Annotated in this window: 17 protein-coding genes; 10 read left to right on the top strand and 7 right to left on the bottom strand. The window is 68.1% G+C overall.

Annotated elements, in window-relative coordinates; genetic code table 11:
- Positions 1 to 418: 418 nt before the first annotated feature.
- Positions 419 to 1,630 carry a tyrosine--tRNA ligase gene (gene tyrS / locus IMX13_RS03765; RefSeq protein ID WP_074902135.1) on the bottom strand — a complete coding sequence of 404 codons (1,212 nt, stop codon included), beginning with the start codon at positions 1,628 to 1,630 and terminating at the stop codon, positions 419 to 421.
- A 168-nt stretch (positions 1,631 to 1,798) separates the two neighbouring features.
- On the opposite strand from tyrS, the gene IMX13_RS03760 reads away from it, so the two are divergent.
- Both IMX13_RS03760 and IMX13_RS03755 read left to right on the top strand, forming a co-directional pair.
- On the top strand, positions 1,799 to 3,271 hold the full coding sequence (locus IMX13_RS03760; RefSeq protein ID WP_074902136.1) for a peptidoglycan DD-metalloendopeptidase family protein: 1,473 nt from the start codon (positions 1,799 to 1,801) through the stop codon (positions 3,269 to 3,271).
- Between the two features lie 64 nt (positions 3,272 to 3,335).
- Positions 3,336 to 4,463: an anhydro-N-acetylmuramic acid kinase gene (locus IMX13_RS03755; protein ID WP_065174508.1), complete on the top strand. Its 1,128-nt coding sequence runs from the start codon at positions 3,336 to 3,338 to the stop codon at positions 4,461 to 4,463.
- A 128-nt stretch (positions 4,464 to 4,591) separates the two neighbouring features.
- Here IMX13_RS03755 and IMX13_RS03750 read toward each other — a convergent pair whose 3' ends face one another.
- The 3 genes from IMX13_RS03750 to IMX13_RS03740 form a co-directional block, all read right to left on the bottom strand.
- The gene (locus tag IMX13_RS03750) at positions 4,592 to 4,822 is read right to left on the bottom strand and encodes a hypothetical protein (protein ID WP_053516488.1); all 231 of its coding nucleotides are present in this window, start codon (positions 4,820 to 4,822) and stop codon (positions 4,592 to 4,594) included.
- A gap of 78 nt (positions 4,823 to 4,900) precedes the next feature.
- A complete protein-coding gene (locus IMX13_RS03745; RefSeq protein ID WP_193395770.1) occupies positions 4,901 to 6,205 on the bottom strand; it encodes an MFS transporter in 1,305 nt (434 codons plus the stop codon).
- Positions 6,202 to 7,002: an exodeoxyribonuclease III gene (locus tag IMX13_RS03740; RefSeq protein WP_065174234.1), complete on the bottom strand. Its 801-nt coding sequence runs from the start codon at positions 7,000 to 7,002 to the stop codon at positions 6,202 to 6,204. The genes IMX13_RS03745 and IMX13_RS03740 overlap by 4 nt, the downstream gene beginning before the upstream one ends.
- A gap of 162 nt (positions 7,003 to 7,164) precedes the next feature.
- Here IMX13_RS03740 and pyrE point away from each other — a divergent pair, with 162 nt between their 5' ends.
- From pyrE to IMX13_RS03700, 8 genes are all read left to right on the top strand, one after another.
- Positions 7,165 to 7,824 carry an orotate phosphoribosyltransferase gene (gene pyrE, locus IMX13_RS03735; RefSeq protein WP_065174233.1) on the top strand — a complete coding sequence of 220 codons (660 nt, stop codon included), beginning with the start codon at positions 7,165 to 7,167 and terminating at the stop codon, positions 7,822 to 7,824.
- A 19-nt stretch (positions 7,825 to 7,843) separates the two neighbouring features.
- On the top strand, positions 7,844 to 8,506 hold the full coding sequence (locus IMX13_RS03730; RefSeq protein WP_053516496.1) for a hypothetical protein: 663 nt from the start codon (positions 7,844 to 7,846) through the stop codon (positions 8,504 to 8,506).
- A 174-nt stretch (positions 8,507 to 8,680) separates the two neighbouring features.
- Positions 8,681 to 8,773 (top strand): potassium-transporting ATPase subunit F, encoded by a 93-nt coding sequence (locus IMX13_RS03725; RefSeq protein WP_053516498.1) that lies wholly within the window; start codon positions 8,681 to 8,683, stop codon positions 8,771 to 8,773.
- 12 nt (positions 8,774 to 8,785) lie between these two features.
- Entirely contained in the window at positions 8,786 to 10,492 is a 1,707-nt protein-coding gene (kdpA, locus tag IMX13_RS03720; protein ID WP_065181998.1) for a potassium-transporting ATPase subunit KdpA, read from the top strand.
- A gap of 10 nt (positions 10,493 to 10,502) precedes the next feature.
- The gene (gene kdpB, locus IMX13_RS03715; protein ID WP_193395769.1) at positions 10,503 to 12,560 is read left to right on the top strand and encodes a potassium-transporting ATPase subunit KdpB; all 2,058 of its coding nucleotides are present in this window, start codon (positions 10,503 to 10,505) and stop codon (positions 12,558 to 12,560) included.
- A complete protein-coding gene (kdpC, locus tag IMX13_RS03710) occupies positions 12,557 to 13,207 on the top strand; it encodes a potassium-transporting ATPase subunit KdpC (protein ID WP_111186476.1) in 651 nt (216 codons plus the stop codon). The genes kdpB and kdpC overlap by 4 nt, the downstream gene beginning before the upstream one ends.
- 36 nt (positions 13,208 to 13,243) lie before the next feature.
- Positions 13,244 to 15,898, top strand: coding sequence for a sensor histidine kinase KdpD (locus tag IMX13_RS03705; RefSeq protein ID WP_065182159.1), 2,655 nt, complete (start codon positions 13,244 to 13,246; stop codon positions 15,896 to 15,898).
- On the top strand, positions 15,879 to 16,592 hold the full coding sequence (locus IMX13_RS03700; protein WP_053516504.1) for a response regulator transcription factor: 714 nt from the start codon (positions 15,879 to 15,881) through the stop codon (positions 16,590 to 16,592). The genes IMX13_RS03705 and IMX13_RS03700 overlap by 20 nt, the downstream gene beginning before the upstream one ends.
- Before the next feature lie 38 nt (positions 16,593 to 16,630).
- Here IMX13_RS03700 and IMX13_RS03695 read toward each other — a convergent pair whose 3' ends face one another.
- The 3 genes from IMX13_RS03695 to coaBC are packed head-to-tail and all read right to left on the bottom strand — an operon-like array spanning position 16,631 to position 20,718.
- Positions 16,631 to 18,973 (bottom strand): phosphomannomutase/phosphoglucomutase, encoded by a 2,343-nt coding sequence (locus IMX13_RS03695; protein ID WP_193395768.1) that lies wholly within the window; start codon positions 18,971 to 18,973, stop codon positions 16,631 to 16,633.
- A 12-nt stretch (positions 18,974 to 18,985) separates the two neighbouring features.
- Positions 18,986 to 19,459: a dUTP diphosphatase gene (gene dut / locus IMX13_RS03690; RefSeq protein ID WP_053516506.1), complete on the bottom strand. Its 474-nt coding sequence runs from the start codon at positions 19,457 to 19,459 to the stop codon at positions 18,986 to 18,988.
- The gene (gene coaBC, locus IMX13_RS03685) at positions 19,456 to 20,718 is read right to left on the bottom strand and encodes a bifunctional phosphopantothenoylcysteine decarboxylase/phosphopantothenate--cysteine ligase CoaBC (RefSeq protein ID WP_193395767.1); all 1,263 of its coding nucleotides are present in this window, start codon (positions 20,716 to 20,718) and stop codon (positions 19,456 to 19,458) included. The genes dut and coaBC overlap by 4 nt, the downstream gene beginning before the upstream one ends.
- Positions 20,719 to 20,800 lie beyond the last annotated feature (82 nt).

The raw sequence follows: 20,800 nt of genomic DNA, 5'->3' as shown, positions 1-20,800 counted from the left end.
TTAAAACAATTAATAGTTGCTTGATCAAACGTCTGCAAGATGGACAGTCATCCTTCCTGCAGGCGCCTTCACAAGATACCTGCGCATACTTTCAAAGATCCGGGGAAGTGGCCTCAGCGCCGTTCCCGTGTGCTGCGAAGTTTCCTTCGTAGCGAGCCGCCCATTATGCCAGACTTTTTCAGTCCGTCAACACCTTCGTTCGATCATCTCGTTCGGGGTGGTGGGCGCCCTGGTGTCGCTCAAGCCCCTTGTTGGCGGCCCCTGCGACGGGGGAGGGAAAGTATGTCCCTGTTCGCCCCATTTGTGAAGGGGGTGTGGCGACTTTTTTCATCGGATGTTGGCACCGTTCATCCGACAGGCGCCCGATGAACGGCGCCACGAGCGGCCGGGCGTGTGCCCGGCGCTTGTCCGACAGGTCTCAGGCCGCGATCAGGCGCACACGGGCGAATGTGCGCTTGCCGACCTGCAGCAGGCCTTCGAAGCCCGGCTGCAGCACCTGCTGACCATCTTCCACGACCTCGCCATCCACCTTGACGGCGCGCTCCTTGAGCTTGCGGTTGGCTTCGGAGTTGCTCGGGGTCAGCCCGGCAGCGGTCAGCAGCGCCGCGATGCGCAGGCCTTCGGCCGGAATCGCCACGTCCTGCAGCGGCAACTGGGTGATGTCGCCCTGTCCGGTCACCGCCGCTTCCCAGCCCGCAATGGCCTGTTCGGCGGCGGCTGCGTCGTGGAAGCGGGTTGCCAGCTCCCGCGCCAGGCGCAGCTTCACCACGCGCGGATTCAGACCGCCGCTGGCCACCTGCTCCCGCAGCTGCGCGGCCTCGGCCTGGCTGATATCGAAGGACAGCAGTTCGATCCAGCGCCACATCAGGGCATCGTCCACCTTCATGGTCTTGGTGACGATGTCGATGGCCGGCTCGCTGATGCCGATGTAGTTGCCCAGCGACTTGGACATCTTGTTGACACCGTCCAGGCCTTCCAGCAGCGGCATGGTCAGCACCACCTGGGGCTTCTGCCCGTGGTGTTCCTGCAGGCCACGCCCCATCAGCAGGTTGAACTTCTGGTCGGTACCACCCAGTTCGACGTCCGCCTCCAGGGCGACCGAGTCGTAGCCCTGCACCAGCGGGTACAGGAACTCGTGGATGGCGATGGACTGCTGTGCGGCGTAGCGCTTGGCGAAGTCGTCGCGCTCCAGCATGCGTGCCACGGTGTGCTGGCCGGCCAGGCGGATCATGTCGGCCGCCCCCATGCTGCCGAACCACTCCGAATTGAAGCGGACTTCGGTACGGCTGCGGTCCAGCACCTTGAACACCTGTTCCTCGTAGGTGCGGGCATTGGCCAGCACATCCTCGCGGCTGAGCGGCTTGCGGGTCAGGCTCTTGCCCGAAGGGTCGCCGATCATGCCGGTGAAGTCGCCGATCAGGAAGATGACCTGATGACCGAGGTCCTGGAACTGGCGCATCTTGTTCAGCAGCACCGTATGACCCAGATGCAGGTCCGGCGCGGTGGGGTCGAAGCCAGCCTTGATCCGCAGCGGACGGCCTTCCTGCAGGCGCGCACGCAGATCCTCGAGCTTGAGGATCTCGTCGGCACCACGGCCGATCAGGGAAAGGGCTTCTTCAATCGAGGACACGTGACTACTCCCGGCAACGCCGATTCTTGTGTGGGGGTGTTAAAGCCAAGTTAACCCGATTGGCTTCACAAAAGCCAATGGGCACAAGGGTTTGACGCGCTTTTCTCAGGTGTCTATGGTAACCGGCGTTCAGGCCCGCGCTCCCGGGCCAGCCAGGAAAAACCGCCGATGCACAACTCCGAACAAGGGCGCGCACGCAAGCAGCGCTTCCAGGAACGCCTTCACGTCCTGCACGACAACGCCCTGCATCGGAAGCTCAGGCAACATCTTCCCGCCGCCTTCAATGAGCGCTGGACCCGGCGTCACTGGATGCATGCCAGCCTGTTCGCGACCATCGGTGCGCTGGTCGCCACGATCGTCCCCGGTTTCTCGCACACCATCGACGCCCCCTACGCCGACAGCCACACCAGCCTGGCCCTGCCCTTGCCGCCGCTGTCGCTGGCCCGCCAGCAGCAGGTGCCGGGTGACAGCTGGCAGGTCCTGCGCGTACAGCGTGGCCAGACCCTCAGCGAGCTGTTCGACCAGGCCGGCATTCCGGCGACCACCCTGCACCGCGTCCTGGACCACCCCGGTGCCCGCGAATCGCTGACGAAGCTGCGCCCGGGCGCCGAGATCGCCTTCGACATGCCGCTGTCCGGCGACCTGCGCAGCATCCGCTTCGACCGCGACGGCGAGAACCGGGTCGAGCTGAGCCTGGCCGGCGACAACATCAAGGAAACCGTGACCAAGCGCGAGACCTCCACGCGCACGGTGGTCACCAGTGGTGAGATCACCAGTTCGCTGTATGCCGCAGCGCGCCGGGCCGGGCTGTCACCGTCGGCGATCGCCACCATGACCGACGACATCTTCAAGTACGACATCGACTTCTCCAAGGACCTGCAGCCGGGCGACCGCTTCAGCGTGGTGATGGATGAGACCTGGCGCGAGGGCGAAAAGGTCGATACCAGCAAGATCCTGGCAGCGACCTTCACCACCGGCGGCAAGACCTATTCGGGCTTCCGCTTCGAACGCAACGGCAAGTCCGAGTACTACGACATCAATGGGCGCTCGCTGAAGAAGAGCTTCATCCGCATGCCGATCCCGTTCGCGCGCCTGAGCTCGACCTTCGGCGCGCGCAAGCACCCGGTGCTGGGCAAGATGCGCATGCACAAGGGCGTGGACTACGCCGCCCGCACCGGCACGCCGATCATGGCGGCCGGCGATGCGCGCGTGCAGTTCGCCGGCGTGCAGCGCGGCTACGGCAATGTGGTGATCCTCGACCACGGTCGTGGCCACACCACCCTGTACGGGCACATGTCGCGCTTTGCGAACATCCGCACCGGCCAGCGCGTGGCGCAGGGCACGGTGATCGGCTATGTCGGCTCGACCGGCCTGGCCACCGGCCCGCACCTGCACTACGAATTCCGCGTCAACGGCGTGCACCGCAACCCGCTGACGGTGACCATGCCGCCGCCGGAGCCGCTCAAGGGCGCCGAGCTGGTCGCCTTCCGCGCCCAGACCGCGCCGGCGATGGCGCGCATCCAGGGCATGGAGAAGCTGATCTACGCCGACGCCAGCCCGGCGCCGACCGGTCGGGACGAGGCGGCCACGGAGGTGGCCAGCGCCAAGGACACGCAGACCCGCGGGCGCAAGCGCGGCTGAGACCTGCGTTGACGAACAAGGACGCGGCAGCCCAAGCTTGCCGCGTCCTTTTTTTTTGCGCGCCATGAGCACACCTGCCGACGCCAACACTCCCCTGTACCTGGGCCTGATGTCAGGCACCAGCGCCGACGGTATCGATGCCGCACTGGTGCAGTTTCCCGACGAGGGCGGCTGCCGCTTCGTGCATGGCCTGACCGCGCGCTGGGAGCCGCTGCTGCGCGCTCGGCTGGTGGCGCTGGGCGAAGGGGGGCCGCTGGCGTCGCTGGAGGAGCTTGGCGAACTCGACGCGCGGATCGCGATCGCCTTCGCCGACGCCGCCAACCAGTTGCTGGACGAATCCGGCGTGGACCGCACCCGGGTGCGGGCGATCGGCTCGCATGGACAGACCGTGCGCCACCGGCCGCTGGCCGATCCGGCCTTCACCGTGCAGCTGGGCGACGGCAACCGCATCGCCGAGCTGACCGGGATCACCACGGTGTGCGATTTCCGTCGCCGCGACGTGGCTGCCGGCGGTCATGGCGCACCGCTGATGCCGGCCTTCCACCTCGGCATGCTGGGCACGGCCGACGAGGACCGGGCCGTGCTCAACCTGGGCGGCATCGCCAATCTGACCCTGATCCCGCGGGAGGGTGCCGTACGCGGCTTCGACACCGGTCCAGCCAATGCGCTGATGGATGCCTGGTGCCAGCGCCACACCGGGCGCACCTTCGATGCCGAAGGCGCCTATGCCGCCAGCGGTGTGGTGGATGGCCCCCTGCTGGCGGGCTGGCGTGCGGACCCCTGGTTCGACCTGCCCCCGCCGAAGAGTACCGGTCGCGAACAGTTCCATCTGGCGTGGGCGGAGGCGCACATGGGTGAAGGCCAGTACGCCGCTGCCGATGTGCAGGCGACCCTGCTTGAGCTGACCGTGGCGACCGTGGCCGATGCACTGCTGGCGCAGCAGCCGCAGACACGCAGACTGCTGGTCTGTGGCGGCGGCGTGCACAACCGGCAGTTGATGAAACGGCTGGCCGAGCGGCTGCCGGCGCTGCAGGTGGAATCCAGCGCCGTGCATGGGTTGGACCCGGAGTACGTGGAAGCCATGGGCTTCGCCTGGCTGGCGCAGCGGACGATGGATGGGCTGGCGGGGAACCTGCCGAGTGTCACCGGTGCAAAGGGACCGCGGATTCTCGGCGCGATCCATCTGGCCTGAGGCGGCACCCGCCGCCGGGCATGGCCCGGCGCTACCCCCTTCGGCATCCTCCGCCGGGCGTGGCCCGGCGCGCGCCCTTCGGCGACCAACTGGCAGCGCCGGGCCATGCCCGGCGGTGAGGTATCAGATCAATCGAAGCCCTGCCCGGCCGGCAGCGCCTGCAGCGCGATGATGGCCGCAGCGAGCGCATCGACCTCGGTATCGCCAAAACCGGAGCGGACCTCCAGCTCGCTGCTGAACAACCCTTGTTCCAGCAACGCCGCACAGGTCTGTTCGTGGCTCCAGCCACGGGCAACCGCGACCCGCCGGATGCGTTCCAGCAGCAGCGGGTCCAGGTCCCGCAGCACAACATCAGCCATGCTCACTTCCCCGTTCGCAGGGCACCGCCCCCTCGGCGCGTCGGGGGCGATGATCCCGCAGACCGGGCGGGCAGGCAATCAGGCGGCCGGCGGTGGCCCGCGGTCGACGATGCGCGGCCACAGCCAGACCAGCAGCAGCAGGGTCGGCACCACGGTGACCGAGCTGAGGATGAAGAACGTGCTGTAGGAGGTGGCCTCGACGATGTAGCCCGACACACCGCCGACGAACTTGCCGGGCAGGTTGGCCAGCGAGACCAGCAGCGCATACTGGGTAGCGGTGAAGTTGCGGTCCGTCAACGACGACATGAAGGCGACCAGCACGGTGCCTGCAAAGCCCTGGAACAGGTTGTCGGCACTGAGGGCGGCATAGAACGCCCACAGCTTGCCCGGGTTGTGCGCCATCAGCAGGAAGGCCAGATTGGACAGCGCCACGCCCAGTGCTGCCACCAGCAGCATGCGCCGGAAGCCAAACGCGGCCACCGCGATGCCTCCCAGGAAGGCACCGCCGATGCCCATCCACACCCCGAACAGTTTGGAGACCGTGGCGATGTCGGCCTTGTCGAAGCCGGAATCGAGGTAGAACGGCCCCGCCATCACCCCGATCACCTGGTCAGGGAACTTGAACAGGCCGACAAAGGCCAGCAGCACCAGCGCCAATGCCACACCGTTGCGGCTGAAGAAACTTGTGATCGGCTGGACGAAGGCTTCGGCGACATCGATGCGGCGCTGCACGGCGGTGGCGGGACGCTCCGGTTCGGCGCACAGCAGCGTGGTGATGATCGGCAGCAGCATCAGGGCGGCCATTGCCAGATACGCGATGACCCAGCCCTCAAACTGGGCCAGATACAGCGCGCCGGCACCGGCCAGGATCAGGCCGATCCGGTAACCCAACGTGTAGGTGGCCGCCAGCGCGGCCTGAGCGGTCTGCGGCGCGATCTCGATACGGTAGGCATCCACGGCCGAATCCTGGGTGGCGCCGGCAAAGGACGCCACCAGCACCCACATCACCAGGGGCCAGACGCCCTGTTCGGGGCGCACGAAGGCCAGCGCGATCAGTCCGACCAGCACCATGACCTGCGATACCAGCAGCCAGGAGCGACGACGGCCGAGCCGGCCCAGAAACGGGAAGGCATACCGATCCAGCAGCGGTGCCCACAGGAACTTGAGCAGGTAGAAGAAACTGGCCAGGCTGATCAGGCCGATGCTGCCCAGGTCCAGCCCCACATCGCGCAGGCGCGTGGACAAGGTCTGCGACGCGATCAGCAGGAACGGCAGGCCACTGCCGAAACCCAGCATGGCCATGGTCAGCGCCGACGGTGTACCGAAGGCGCGCTTGATTCCTGCCCAGCCTTTGTAGCTGACCGGCCTGGCCGCCTCGCTCACAGGTCGTAGTCCACGGTGAACGGGGCGTGGTCGGAGAAGCGCTCTTCGCGGTAGATCGAGCAGCCACGCAGTTTGTCGCGCAGGCCCGGCGTGATGAACTGGTAGTCGATGCGCCATCCCACGTTGTTGGCGCGGGCCGCCCCGCGGTTGCTCCACCAGGTGTAGTCCTCCCCGGTGGGATTGAGCAGGCGATACGCATCGGCCCAGCCACGACCGGCCGCCACGTCGGTGGCCTGGCCATGATCGGCGCACAGCGCGTTGAGCCAGTCGCGCTCTTCGGGCAGACAGCCGGAATTCTTCTGGTTGGACTTCCAGTTCTTGATGTCCAGCGCCGACCGCACGATGTTCCAGTCGCCACACAGCACGTAGTCGCGACCGCTGCGCGCCCACTCCTCCAGGATCGGCCGCAGCCACTCCATCACTTCGAACTTGAATCCCTGGCGCAGGTCGCCGGAGCTGCCGGACGGAATGTAGAAGGACACCACGCTGAGGTTGCCGAAGCGCGCCTCGATATAGCGCCCCTCATCGTCGAACGGCGCCCAGCCCAGCGAGGTGATGACCTGGTCCGGTTCCCGCCTGCTGTAGATCGCCACGCCGCTGTAGCCCTTCTTGGTGATGGCATCGCGGTAGAAGCAATGGTGTCCGTCGGGCCGGAACATCGGGTCGGTCAGCTGGTCTTCCTGGGCCTTGGTCTCCTGGAGGCACAGGACGTCGGCGTCCTGGGCGCGGAACCAGTCGAGGAAGCCTTTGGTCGCGGCGGAACGGATGCCATTGGCGTTGAAACTGATGATGCGCATGCGGGGGACCTACGGCGGGAAACCGGGCAAGCATACCGGTTGGCTGCTGGGCTGCGCAGTCCGGCGGACGCGGCCGGACGGCCCCCCGGAAGAGCGCCGACGAGCGCGGAAGGCCCGGCTGCATTAGGATTTGTGCTCCAAATGAAGATGAATCGAGTTTTGATGAGCGACCACCGTCACCGTTTCCTGCAGCTGGCCCTGACCGCCGACGCCCTGCGCTTCGGCCAGTTCACCCTCAAGTCCGGCCGGCTGAGCCCCTATTTCTTCAACGCCGGTCGCTTCGACTCCGGCTCGCTGCTGTCCCAGCTCGGCGCCTGTTATGCCGATGCCATCGACGCCAGCGGGGTCAAGTACGACGTGGTGTTCGGCCCGGCCTACAAGGGCATTCCGCTGGCCACGGCAATGGCCTGCGAGCTGGCCCAGCGTGGCCGCGACCTGCCGCTGTCGTTCAACCGCAAGGAAGCCAAGGACCATGGCGAAGGCGGCCAGCTGATCGGCGCCGACATGAATGGCAAGCGCGTGCTGATCGTCGATGACGTGATCACTGCGGGTACTGCGATCCGCGAAGCGCTGGCCATCATCCGCGCGGCAGGCGGCACTCCGGCCGGCATTGTGGTCGCTCTGGATCGCCAGGAGATCGCTTCGGAAGCCGATCGCCGCTCCGCGGCGCAGGCAGTGGCCGAGGAAGCCGGCATCCCGGTGATCGCAGTGGCTTCGCTGGGCGACCTGCTTGATTTCGCCTCGGGAAACCCGGAACTTGTCGGCTACCGGCAGCCGCTGGAAGCCTATCGGGCCCAGTACGGCGTCCGCTCCACACGCTGACCGCCAGGGGGAAGGTCGCATGTCCCGAATTCCTGCTGTTCTCTTCGCCGGCCTACTGCTGGCCCTGCCGTTCACCGTGGCGGGGCAGTCGCGGGGCGGCGACAAAGTCGAGAAGAAGCTGTACTGCTGGAACGAGGGCCAGGAGCGGATCTGCACCGATGCGCTTCCTGCCGATGCGGTCAACCACGCGCGCGACGAGTTCAATGCCCGCAGTGGGCTGCGCAATGCGCAGGTGCAGCGCGCGCTGACCGACGAAGAACGTGCCGCCGCCAGTACCGCGGCGGCACAGCAGCAGCTGGACCGGATGGCCGAGCAGACCCGCCAGCGCACCGAGCAGGCGATGCTGACCACCTACGGCAGCGAAGACGACCTGCGGCGGGTGTTCGCCGAGCGCCAGGAAGTGCTCGACAACAACCTCAAGACCGCCCAGTACAACGTGGCCAGCCTGCGTGAATCGCTGGTCGCGCTGCTGTCGGCGGCCGGCGACCGCGAGCTGGCGGGCGCCAAGGTGGGCGACCCGCAGGCCGAAGCGATCCGCCAGCGGCACGTACAGCTGCAGTCGCAGCAGCGCCTGCAGTCCGGCTTCCTGCAGCAGCAGCAGGCGTTGAAGGCGGAGATCGAAAGCACCCTGCAGCGCTATCGCGAGCTGAAGGGCCTGGCGCCGGCTGCCCCGGCTGGCTGAAAACGCTCCTGCCGCCGGGCATGGCCCGGCGCTACCCGTGGCCAGGTTACGGCCTGACGCGCGGAATTTATGCAGTCTTTACGCGCCGGCCCGGTCCGCCGGGTAGTGCGTTTACGGGGCGCAGGCCGACCATGACGGCCTGAGGTGGAGGGGTTCCACCAGGACGCAATTCCCATGTCCCCCTGGCTGTCGTTGGTGTGTGGCGTGCTGGTGCTGATCGCCGCCGCCTATCTTCTGTATGTCGTGCTGCGGCCCGAGTCGTTCTGAGCGGAGCCGGCCATGATTGAAATTCTTGTCATTCTTGCTGCCAGCGTCGCGCTGGCATGGCCGCTGGGACTGTACCTGGCGCGCGTGATGCGGGGCACGCCGATGAAGGTCGACGTGCTGTTCCGTTGGATCGAAACGCCGCTGTACAAGGTCTTCGGCGTCGATCCCGCACGCTCGATGTCCTGGCGTGGCTACGTGCTGGCATTCCTGCTCAGCAATGGGGTGGTGGCGGTGCTGACCCTGGCGGTGTTCATGACCCAGGCGTGGTTGCCGCTGAATCCGGACCAGATCCCGAACATGCGCTGGGACACCGCGCTGCACACGATGATCTCGTTCCTGACCAACACCAACCAGCAGCACTATTCGGGCCAGGCGCAGCTGTCCTACCTCTCGCAGATGACCGGGATCACTGGTCTGCAGGTGGTGACCCCGATGATGGGCCTGGCGCTGGCGGTGGCCACACTGCGCGCGCTGTTCGCGCCGGCGCCGCAGTCGGCCACAGGCAGCGCCGGCGATGACCGCCAGGTCGCAGTGGGCAACTACTACACCGACGTGGTGCGCCTGTGCGTGCGCGTCCTGTTGCCGCTGTGCCTGCTGTGGACACTGCTGCTGACCAGCCAGGGCGTGCCGTCGACGCTGGCGGCGGGGCCGCAGGCTACGCCGATCGATGCCTCCGCCGGCATGACGACGCAGAAGCTGCCGCTGGGTCCGGTCGCGGCGATGGTCGCCGCCAAGCAGCTGGGCGCCAACGGCGGCGGCTGGTATGGCCCGAACAGCAGCTTCCCGCTGGAGAATCCGACGCCGGTTTCGAACCTTCTCGAAGTGATCGGCATCCTGCTGGTACCGATGGCCGTGATCTTCATGATCGGGGCATTCACCGGGCGACGTCGCTTCGGCGCGCTGGTGTTCGTCTGCATGCTGGGAATGTCGCTGCTGTCCACCGGCGCCATGGTGTGGAGCGAAGGCCACAGTGCCAGTGCGGCCACGCCCCTGCTGATGGAGGGCAAGGAAGTACGTTTCGGCGCCGACGGCACCGCGTTGTGGGCGGCGGTGACGACGCAGGTGTCCAATGGCTCGGTGAACGGCATGCACGATTCGCTGGCCCCGCTGAGCGGTGGCATTGCCCTGGTCAACATGCTGGTCAGTGCGATCTGGGGTGGCATCGGCTGCGGCCTGCAGCAGTTCATCGTCTACCTGTTGCTGGGCGTGTTCCTGGCGGGGTTGATGACGGGCCGGACGCCGGAACTGTTCGGTCGCAAGCTGGAGACCCCGCAGGTGCGCCTGCTGGCCCTGCTGGTGCTGCTGCAGCCCATCACCCTGCTGGTGTTCACCGCGGTCACTCTGGCCGTGCCCGGCCTGGCCGGCACCTCCAATCCCGGCTTCCACGGCATCAGCCAGGTGTTCTACGAATACGTATCGGCCTACGCCAACAACGGTTCGGGCTTCGAGGGACTGGGTGATGCCACGCCGTGGTGGAACCTGAGCTGCTCGCTGGTGCTGCTGCTGGGTCGCTTTCCGCTGCTGGTGATTCCGCTGGTGGTTGCTGCCCAGCTCGCCGCCAAGCGGCAGGCACCGGAATCAGCGGGCAGCCTGCAGATCGAAACCCCGACGTTCGCCCTGACCCTGGTGTCGGTGATCGTCATCCTGACCGTGCTGCAGTTCATGCCGGCGCTGGTGCTTGGCCCGATCGCCGACCACCTGAGCCTGGGACTGCATTGAGGACACCCCCATGAGTAGCCACGCAACCTCAACCCGTAACCCGCTTGCGTCACGCCCTGCCCTGCTCGATGCGGCCGGCCTGCGCCGCGCACTGGTCGACGCCGTACGCAAGCTTTCACCGATGCATCTGGTGCGCAGCCCGGTGATGGCGGTGGTGATGGCCGGCACGATCGTCGCCGCGATCATCACCCTGACCGGCAACGCTCCACTGGGCTTCGGCCTGGCGGTGACCGCGATCCTGCTGGTCACCGTATTGTTCGGCAACTTCGCCGAGGCCGTCGCCGAAGCACGCGGCCGGGGCCAGGCCGCATCGTTGCGCCGTGCCCGCCAGGACCTGGTGGCGCGCCGACTGGCCGCCGCGCAGCCAGGGGCCGCAGAAACGCAGGTGCCGGCCGCCGAACTGCGCCCGGGCGACCACGTCATCGTCAGTGCCGGCGAGCTGGTGCCAGCCGATGGCGAGATCGTGCAGGGCCTGGCCACCATCAACGAAGCGGCGGTCACCGGCGAATCGGCACCGGTGCTGCGCGAAGCGGGTACCGATCGCTCCGGCGTGATCGGCGGTACCAAGGTGCTGTCCGACCAGATCGTCGTGCGTGTGACCGCCGAGCCGGGCCACAGCTTCCTGGACCGGATGATCGCGCTGGTGGAAGGCGCCAACCGGCAGAAGACACCGAACGAGGTCGCCCTGACCCTGCTGCTGGCGGCGATGACGCTGACCTTCCTGGTGGTGGTGGCGACATTGCCGGCCATCGGCGCCCATGTCGGCGTCCAGGTCGATCCACTGCTGCTGATCGCACTGCTGGTCTGCCTGATCCCGACCACCATCGGCGGACTGCTGCCGGCCATCGGCATCGCCGGCATGAACCGCGCCCTGGCGGCCAACGTGCTGGCCAAGTCGGGCAAGGCGGTGGAAGTGGCCGGCGACGTCGATGTGCTGCTGCTGGACAAGACCGGCACCATCACCTACGGCGACCGCCAGGCCAGCCACTTCCATGCGTTGGCCGGGATCGACGCCAGCCAGCTGCGCGACGCGGCCTTGTTGTCCTCGCTGGCCGACCCGACCCCGGAAGGCAAGTCGATCGTGCGCCTGGCACGCGAGCAGGGGTGCACCACCGCCGAGCCGGAGCAGGCCGTCTACCTGGCCTTCAGTGCGCAGACCCGCATGTCCGGCGTTGACCTTGCCCATGGCCGGCAGATCCGCAAGGGTGCGCTGGATGCGATCCGTAACCATGTGCAGGCGCAGGGAGGCGTGGTGCCGGCCGAGCTGGGCGGGCGCGTCGAACAGGTCGCCCGCAACGGCGCCACGCCGCTGGTGGTGGCGGAAGGTCGCCATGTGCTGGGCGTGATCGAACTGTCGGACGTGGTCAAGCACGGCATGCGCGAGAAGTTCGCACAGCTGCGGGCGATGGGCATCCGGACGGTGATGATCACCGGTGACAACCCGCTGACCGCGGCCGCCATCGCTGCCGAAGCCGGCGTCGACGACTACATCGCCGAAGCCCGGCCCGAGGACAAGCTGGCACGCATCCGCCAGGAACAGGCCGGGGGCCGTCTGGTGGCGATGGTCGGCGATGGCACCAACGATGCGCCGGCGCTGGCCCAGGCCGACATCGGGCTGGCCATGAACTCCGGCACGCAGGCCGCCAAGGAAGCCGGCAACATGGTCGACCTGGATTCGGATCCGGCCAAGCTGCTGGCGGTGGTGGAGGTAGGCAAGCAGCAGCTGATCACCCGCGGCGCGCTGACCACCTTCTCGCTGGCCAACGATGTCTCCAAGTACTTCGCGATCCTGCCGGCGCTGTTCGCCGCGGCGGTACCCGCGATGGCGGCGCTGAACGTGATGCAGCTGTCCAGTCCGCGCAACGCGGTGCTGGCCGCGCTGATCTTCAACGCCCTGGTGATTCCCGCTCTGATTCCGCTGGCTCTGCGGGGCGTGCGCTTCCGCCCGGCCACGGCCACCGCGCTCCTGCGCCGGAACATGCTGGTGTACGGCCTGGGTGGCGTGCTGCTGCCGTTCGCGGCGATCAAGGCGATCGACCTCCTTCTTGTCCTGGTATCCGGCTCATGAACCGCTCTGCTTCCACTTCTTCTTCCCTTCCGCGCGAAGCCAAGGCCGCATCCCGCATGGCCCGCCTGCAGGACGACGCCAGCTGGCGCCCGGCGATCGGCCTGGGTGTGGCGACCCTGCTGCTGGCCGGTGCGGTCTACGCCGGCATCGCCACCGGTTTTGCCGGCCTGGCGTACCCGATGCAGGCCGAAGGCAGCCTGCTGCGCGATGGCAGCGGCCAGGTGCGTGCGTCGGCGTGGCTGGCGCAGCCGTTCGCTGGCGATGGCTACTTCCAGGCGCGGCCATCGGCCGCCAACTATGACCCGATGGCGGCGGCCGGCTCCAACCTGGCACGCAGCAACCCTGCGTTGACCGAGCGCGTCGCCGCAAGCACGGCTGCGGTCGCAGCGCGCGAAGGCGTCGCACCGGACCAGGTGCCGGCGGACCTCGTCACCCAATCCGGCGGCGGGCTCGATCCGCAGCTGACGCCGGCGGCGGCGCAGTTGCAGGTGGCCCGCGTGGCGCGTGCCCGGGGCCTGCCGGTGGAACGTGTGCAGGCGCTGCTGCAGGCCCACACCGAGGGACGCCAATGGGGTCTGTTCGGCCAGCCGCGGGTGAACGTGGTGACGCTGAACTTCGCGCTGGACCACGCAGCCGCCAGGCCGTGATGCGATCGTGCACCCGCTGCGCGCACAATGGCCGCCATGACTGACCTGCGAACCCGCCAGGCCGACGCCCTGGTGGAAGGCCTGCAACGCGAAGCCGGTGGCAAGCTGACGGTGTTCCTCGGCGCGGCGCCGGGCGTGGGCAAGACCTACACGATGCTCAACCGCGCGCAGGAACAGCTGCGCCGGGGGGTCGACCTGGTGGTGGGGCTGGTGGAGACGCACGGCCGTGCCGATACCCAGGCGTTGCTGGAAGGACTGCCACGGCTGCCGCTGAAGGACGTGGCCTACCACGGCCACGCCCTGCAGGAAATGGACCTGGATGCCGTGCTGGCGCGGCGCCCGGCGCTGGTGCTGGTCGACGAACTGGCACATCGCAATGCACCGGGCAGCCGCCACGAGCGACGCTGGCAGGATGTCATGGAGCTGCTGGATGCGGGCATCGATGTCTGGACCACGGTCAACATCCAGCACCTGGAAAGCCTCAATGACGTGGTGATGCGCATCACCGGGGTGCGGGTCAGCGAAACCGTGCCGGACGGTGTGCTCGACCGCCTGCACGACATCGTGCTGGTGGACCTGCCGCCACGCGAACTGATCGCCCGCCTGCAGCAGGGCAAGGTGTACGTGCCGGAGCAGGCGGCACAGGCACTGCAGGCGTTCTTCTCGCCGGCCAACCTGACCGCACTGCGCGAGCTGGCCATGCAGGAAGCCGCTGATCGTGTCGACAGCAGCCTGCGCGAGACCCGTGCCGCACGCGGCGAGGGCAACCTGCCGCTGCGCCGCGGCGTACTGGTGGCGATCGATGGTGGCGGGCAGAGCGAGTATCTGGTGCGGGTCGCGCGTCGCATTGCCGAACGGCGCGATGCGCCTTGGACGGTGGTGACGGTGCAGGGACGACGCCAGGACGAAGCGACCCGACGCGAGATCGACGCGGCGTTCGCGCTGGCACGTCGCCTGGGCGGCGATGCCGAACTGCTGCATGGCTCCAGCATCGCCGATGCCCTGCTCGACCACGCCGCGCACAACGGTGTCTCGACCCTGGTGCTGGGCCGCACCCGCGAGCGGCCGCTGGCACGGATGTTCAACCGCACCCTGACCCAGCAACTGATCCAGCGCGGTGCGCACTACGAGATCACCATCATCAGCACGCCGCAGGCACGTGCGCGTTCGCGCCGCGAAGGCCTGTTGCCGCCGGCGCGCGGCATCAACCACGAACCACTGCAGGCCCTGCTCGCCACCGCGCTGGCCTGCCTGGTCGCGTGGCTGGTTGAACGCTGGGTGGGCATGGCCGACCTGTCGATGGTGTTCATCGTGGCGGTCGTGCTGGTCGCAGCCCGCACCCGCGCCAGCGTGGCGGTCATGGCCGCGATCCTGTGCTTCCTCGCCTACAACTTCCTGTTCATCGCACCGCGCTTCACCTTCGCCATCGGCGCACGCCAAGGCGTGATCACCGTGTTCCTGTTCCTGGCAGCGGCACTGGTGGCCGGGCGCCTGGCATCACGGCTGCGCATGCAGGTGATCGCCCTGCGGGCCGCCAACCGGCATGCGCGCGCGCGGCAGCAGCTGGGGCGACAGCTGGCCAGCGCTGCCGGCGATGGCGAGGTGGCACTGGCCGGCCGCCATGCGCTGGAGCAGGCGATGGACGTGCCGGCATGGCTGCGGATCGGCGTGGACACCACCGCCGGCGGCCGCACCCTGCCCGGCGACACCGACCTGGCTGCCGCCGACTGGGCACTGCGCCACGGCCAGCCCAGCGGGCGTTTCACCGATACGCTGGCCGGCGCGCAATGGTGGTTCCTGCCCCTGCTTGATGGCGAGGACCGTGCAATCGGCGTGGCCGGCCTGTATCTGCCAGGTGCACGCCTGCTGCCCGAGCAGCGCCAGCTCGCCGAAGCGATGGTGGACGACATTGCCCAGGCGGCATTGCGCACGCGGCTGGTGGCCGAGCTGGAGCGGGCGCACGTCAGCAACGAGACCGAGCGCCTGCGCTCTGCTCTGTTGTCTTCGGTATCGCACGATCTGCGCTCGCCGCTGGCGGCGATGATCGGATCGGCCGACAGCCTGGCCAGCTATGGCACGGCGATGGACGTGGCTGACCGCCGCGCGCTGCTGGACACCATCCTGGTCGAAGGCGAACGGCTGGACCGCTACATCCAGAACCTGCTGGACATGACCCGGCTGGGCCACGAAGGCCTGAAGATCAACCGCGACTGGATCGGGGTGGACGAGTTGATCGGGTCGGCCGCGCGACGGCTGCAGCGCTACCAGCCCAACGTGAGGCTGGAACTGGATATTCCGCCGACCCTGGCGCCGATCTGGGTGCATCCGGCGCTGGTCGAGCAGGCGGTATTCAATGTCATGGAGAACGCGGCCAAGTTCTCCCCCGCCGATGCCGCGGTACAGGTGCAGGCGCGCGAACTGGACGGCCAACTGCGCATCGACGTGATCGATGCCGGTCCCGGCATTCCCGACGAAGAACGGGCACGCATCTTCGACATGTTCTACAGCGTCGAGCGCGGCGACCGTGGCCGCCATGGTACCGGTCTGGGCCTGACCATCTGCCAGGGAATGATCGGCGCGCATGGCGGCAGCGTGCAGGCGCTGCCGGGACGTGACGGTCGCGGTACCCTGATCCGCATCACCCTGCCCCTGCTCAAGCCAGCCTCCCACGATGAGCCCGACCCCGATTGATGCGAGCGTACCGGCCCCGCGCGTGCTGGTGATCGATGACGAGACCCAGATCCGCCGTTTCCTGGATATCAGCCTGCGGGCGCAGGGTTATCAGGTCAGGCAGGCCGCGACCGGCCAGGAAGGCCTGCAGCTGGCTGCCAGCGAGGACATGGACCTGGTGATCCTGGATATCGGCCTGCCGGACATGGAGGGCCACCAGGTGCTGGAGCAGCTGCGGCAATGGAGCCAGGTGCCGGTCATCATGCTGACCGTACGTGCCGGAGAAGCGGAAAAGGTGCGGGCGCTGGACAACGGTGCCAACGACTATGTGACCAAGCCCTTCGGCACGCAGGAACTGATGGCGCGGGTGCGCGCGCTGTTGCGGACACGCAGCGTGCCGACCGATGGCACGCCTCCGGTATTCGACGACGGCCATCTGCATGTGGACCTGGTGCGCCGGGAGGTGGCGATCGCGGGCGAGCCGGTGGCGCTGACCCGCAAGGAGTACGCGCTGCTGTCGCTGCTGCTGCGCAATGCCGGCCGGGTGGTCACCCAACCGCAGATCCTGCAGGAGATCTGGGGACCCACCCACCAGCACGACACGCACTACCTGCGCATCCTGGTGGGCAAGCTGCGGCACAAGCTGGGCGATTCGGCGCTGGATTCACGCTACCTGTTCACCGAACCTGGTGTCGGATTGCGGTTCAAGGGGTGAGGGTGTGCCGACCAACGGTCGGCACCCACCCGGATCGATCAGAACCCCAGCGGGGTGTCGCCGACGATCGGCTGCAGCTGGCTGCGGAACAGTGCCTGGATGCGCTCCAGCGCCGCCTCGTCGTCGCCCTCGAAGCGCAGCACCAGTACCGGGGTGGTGTTGGAGGCGCGCACCAGTCCCCAGCCGTCGGGGAAATCCACACGCAGGCCGTCGATGGTCGACAGGCGTCCACCCACATACGGGTTGTCCGGCGACTGCGCTGCCGCCACCAGCATCGCCACCAGGGCGTGCGGCGTGCCCTCGGACACCGGCACCTTCAGCTCCGGTGTGGCCACCATCTCCGGCAGTCCGGACAGCACCTCATCCGGGGTTTCCTCGCGCTGGGCGAGGATCTCCAGCAGGCGCGCGGCGGCGTACAGCCCGTCATCGAAGCCGAACCAGCGTTCCTTGAAGAAGAAGTGGCCGCTCATCTCGCCCGCCAGCTCGGCGTCGGTCTCGCGCATCTTCGCCTTCATCAGCGAGTGCCCGGTCTTCCACATCAGCGGGCTGCCGCCGTTGCGCAGCACGTGGTCGGACAGCTTGCCCGTGCACTTCACGTCGTAGATCACCATCGCCCCGGGATTGCGCATCAGCACATCGGCGGCGAACAGCATCAGCAGGCGGTCGGCGTAGATGATCCTGCCCTCGCCGGTGACCACGCCCAGGCGGTCGCCGTCACCGTCGAAGGCCACGCCGAGATCAGCGCCAAAGCGTTTGACCGTCTGTACGAGGTCCTGCAGGTTGTCCGGCTCGCTGGGGTCGGGATGATGATTGGGGAAGGTGCCATCAACATCGCAGTAAAGCGGAATCACCTCGGCACCGATCGCTTCCAGCAGCTGCGGGGCCAGCGCACCGGCAACCCCGTTGCCGGCGTCGGCCACCACCTTCAGCGGGCGGTCGAGCTGCACGTCGTCGGCGATCCGCTGGATGTAATCGGCGCCGACATCGCGCTGCTGGTAGTCACCCGGTTCGGCCGCCTGCACAAGGCGACCCTCGACGATGCGCTGGTACAGGCCGGTGATGGCATCGCCGGACAGCGTTTCGCCGCCGATGACGACCTTGAAGCCGTTGTACTCGGGAGGATTGTGGCTGCCGGTCACCGCCACGCAGGTGCCGGTACGCAGGTGGAATGCGGCGTAATAGACGACCGGCGTGGGCGCCAGGCCGATGTCGATGACCGCGCAGCCGGCACGGCGCAGGCCTTCGGCCAGGCCGGCTGCCAGCTCGGGGCCGGACAGGCGCCCGTCACGGCCGATCACCACCTCGCGCAGGCCCTGTTCCAGCGCAGCCGTACCGATGGCCTGGCCGATCAGCGCGGCGGTCTTTGCCGTCAGTTCGCTGCCCACCACACCGCGGATGTCGTAGGCCCGGAAGATACCCGCTGCCAGCGCTTCCGCCGGGACCGGCGGCGGAGGTGCCACTGTGGCGTCGGCGGCAGCTTCGGCGACCTGCGGTGGCGCCATCTGCAGGCTCTCGCGCAGCGTCGGGCCCTCATCCACCTCGACCGCGGACGTGCGCCGCGGCAGCGGCAGGTGCTTCGGCAGGCGGTCGCGACCGACCAGCAGCAGCACGGCGATGAAGGCCAGCAGCAGCGCGACGATGCCGCTGGCCAGCGCGCCCAGACCGAGCGGGCCGGGTTCGACGTTGGGCACGGCCGCTGCCAGCCGCAGCGGGGTGCCGGCAATCGGCCTTGCCTGCGCCTCGGCGATCTGCGCCAGGCCGGAATCGCCCTGGGTGACCAGATCGTGCGTGCCCTGGCGCAGGCCGAGGAAACCACTGGCAGGTGCGCGGATCTGATCCAGCGGCGCGGTCAGGCGCAGCAGCGGCTGACGGACGTAGACCACCGCCGCCCCCAGGCTGCCCAGTTGCACCGGCGCAGCCAGGCCGAGACGGTTGCCTCCCCCATCGCGGACCACCCGCAGGCTCGGCCGGTCCTCGCCCAATGCCTGCTCCAGCAGGGCCAGGCGCGCATAGCCAAAGGTGGCCGGATCGGCGTAGGCAGCGGTCAGGTCGGCGCCCAGCACCTCCACCCGCTCCACGCCGGACCAGCTCTCGCGCAGGGCCAGCGCAGCGGCGGACGCATCGCCGGCCTGCAGCGCCTGCTGCAGGCGCTCGTTCTTCAACTGCTGCTGCAGCTGCTGCAACTGGCCGCTGGCGGCCTGTTGCAGGCCCTGCACGGCCTGGTCACGCGCCTCTTCCAGCGCCTTGCCACCTGCCTCCTGGCGCCACTGCTGCACGGCGCTCCAGCCGAACCAGCCGGCCAGCAACACGAGCAGCACTGCCAGCAGCGGTGCGCTGCGCCCCAACGACCGTCCCTGCTGCCTTTCCCCGATGCCGCTCATCGATGTCCCCCGTCAACGCACCCCGGTATGGCCGAATCCACCCGTTCCCCGCACGCTGTCGGTGAAAGTATCCACCACCTGCAGGCTGACGCGGGCAATCGGAACCACCACCAGCTGCGCGATGCGGTCACCCGGCTCGATCGTGAAGGCCTCACGGCCCCGGTTCCAGACGCTGATCAGCAGCGGACCCTGGTAGTCGGCGTCGATGAGGCCGGTGCCGTTGCCGAGGACGATGCCGTGGCGATGGCCCAGTCCCGAACGCGGCAGGATGACCGCGCACAGGTGCGGATCGGCAATGTGGATGGCCAGGCCACTGGGAACCAGCGCGGTATCGCCCGGCTGCAAAGTCAGCGCGGTGTCCAGCGCTGCGCGCAGGTCCATGCCGGCACTGGCCTCGGTGGCATACGCCGGCAGCGGCCAGCTGTCGCCGAAGCGCGGATCGAGCAGTTTGACCTGCAACGGTTGCGATGAAATCACCTGGGTCATGCCTGAAGCCTCCGCGCGATCAGCGCCAGCAGTTGTTCGGCCAGCTCGCGCTTGGAGGTCGCCGGGAATACCTGTTCGCCGTCCTGCCAGAAGGCCGTGGCGGCGTTGTTGTCACTTTCGAAGCCACCGCCACTGATGCCGACCTGGTTGGCGATCACCAGATCCAGGCGTTTGTCGACCAGCTTGCCACGCGCGTACTTCTCCACGTCGTGGGTTTCGGCGGCGAAACCGACCACCAGCTTCAGCGACTGCGTCTGCGCGGCCACCTCGGCCAGGATGTCCGGGGTACGCACCAGTTCGATCACCAGTGACTGGCTGTCGGCGGTCTTCTTCAGCTTCTGCGGCGCCACCTGCCGCGGGGTGTAGTCGGACACGGCGGCGGCACCGATATAGATGTCGGCCGGCAGCGATGAGAGCACGGCGTCGCGCATCTGTGCGGCCGAGCGCACATCGACGCGCTGCACGCCGACCGGCGTCGGCAGCTGCACGGGACCACTGACCAGCACCACCTGCGCCCCCATCGTCGCCGCGGCCGCGGCCAGTGCGAAGCCCATCTTGCCGCTGCTGCGGTTGCCGACGTAGCGCACCGGGTCGATGTCCTCGTAGGTGGGTCCGGCGCTGATCAGCACACGCAGTCCCTGCAGCGCGCGGGTTGCCGCGGGCGCGGCAGGCGCCACGGCATTGCCGTCGGCCGCCAGCGCGGCAACGATGTCACCCGGCTCGGCCAGCCGCCCCGGGCCGGACTCACCCTCGGCCAACGGCCCGTCGACCGGTCCGATCACCTGCGCGCCCCGCTGGCGCAGCAGTGCGATGTTGGCCTGCGTGGCCGGATGCAGCCACATGCGATGGTTCATCGCCGGACACACGGTCAGCGGCGCGGTACTGGCCAGGCACAACGTGCTGACCAAGTCGTCGGCGTGACCATGGGCCAGCCGCGCCAGCAGGTCGGCGGTGCCCGGTGCGATCACGATGCGGTCGGCCCAGCGCGCCAGCTCGATGTGGCCCATGGCCTGTTCGGCGGCGCTGTCCCACAACGTAGTGCGGGTCGGCTGCCCGGACAGGGCCTGGAAACTGAGCGGGGTCACGAACTGCTGGGCGCCGGCAGTCATCGCCACCTGCACCAGCGCCCCGGCATCGCGCAGCCGCCGCACCAGTTCCAGGGCCTTGTAAGCCGCAATCCCGCCGCCGACACACAACAGCAGTTTCTGGCCTTCCAGCGCGCCGGCCGGCGCGGGGGATGCGTTGGGGGAGTCAGCCACCTGGAATTCCTGTGCAAACGAGGGCGCTAGCTTACCCGATGGTCGGTAATGTCCCGATGCACAGCGCACATAGCTGGCAGCT

The sequence above is a fragment of the Stenotrophomonas sp. B2 genome, assembly GCF_014947095.1.
GTDB classification, from domain to species: Bacteria; Pseudomonadota; Gammaproteobacteria; order Xanthomonadales; family Xanthomonadaceae; genus Stenotrophomonas; species Stenotrophomonas maltophilia_P.
The sequence above is the reverse complement of the archived record's forward strand: the minus strand, read 5'-3'. Positions and strand labels throughout refer to the sequence as shown.

Bases quoted from the DNA above. Each gene is read 5' to 3' on its own strand.
- IMX13_RS03760 (WP_074902136.1), top strand. From the start codon at position 1,799: ATGCACAACTCCGAACAAGGGCGCGCACGCAAGCAGCGCTTCCAGGAA.
- IMX13_RS03755 (WP_065174508.1), top strand. From the start codon at position 3,336: ATGAGCACACCTGCCGACGCCAACACTCCCCTGTACCTGGGCCTGATG.
- IMX13_RS03750 (WP_053516488.1), bottom strand. From the start codon at position 4,822: ATGGCTGATGTTGTGCTGCGGGACCTGGACCCGCTGCTGCTGGAACGC.
- IMX13_RS03740 (WP_065174234.1), bottom strand. From the start codon at position 7,002: ATGCGCATCATCAGTTTCAACGCCAATGGCATCCGTTCCGCCGCGACC.
- pyrE (WP_065174233.1), top strand. From the start codon at position 7,165: ATGAGCGACCACCGTCACCGTTTCCTGCAGCTGGCCCTGACCGCCGAC.
- IMX13_RS03730 (WP_053516496.1), top strand. From the start codon at position 7,844: ATGTCCCGAATTCCTGCTGTTCTCTTCGCCGGCCTACTGCTGGCCCTG.
- IMX13_RS03725 (WP_053516498.1), top strand. From the start codon at position 8,681: ATGTCCCCCTGGCTGTCGTTGGTGTGTGGCGTGCTGGTGCTGATCGCC.
- kdpA (WP_065181998.1), top strand. From the start codon at position 8,786: ATGATTGAAATTCTTGTCATTCTTGCTGCCAGCGTCGCGCTGGCATGG.
- kdpB (WP_193395769.1), top strand. From the start codon at position 10,503: ATGAGTAGCCACGCAACCTCAACCCGTAACCCGCTTGCGTCACGCCCT.
- kdpC (WP_111186476.1), top strand. From the start codon at position 12,557: ATGAACCGCTCTGCTTCCACTTCTTCTTCCCTTCCGCGCGAAGCCAAG.
- IMX13_RS03705 (WP_065182159.1), top strand. From the start codon at position 13,244: ATGACTGACCTGCGAACCCGCCAGGCCGACGCCCTGGTGGAAGGCCTG.
- IMX13_RS03700 (WP_053516504.1), top strand. From the start codon at position 15,879: ATGAGCCCGACCCCGATTGATGCGAGCGTACCGGCCCCGCGCGTGCTG.
- IMX13_RS03695 (WP_193395768.1), bottom strand. From the start codon at position 18,973: ATGAGCGGCATCGGGGAAAGGCAGCAGGGACGGTCGTTGGGGCGCAGC.
- dut (WP_053516506.1), bottom strand. From the start codon at position 19,459: ATGACCCAGGTGATTTCATCGCAACCGTTGCAGGTCAAACTGCTCGAT.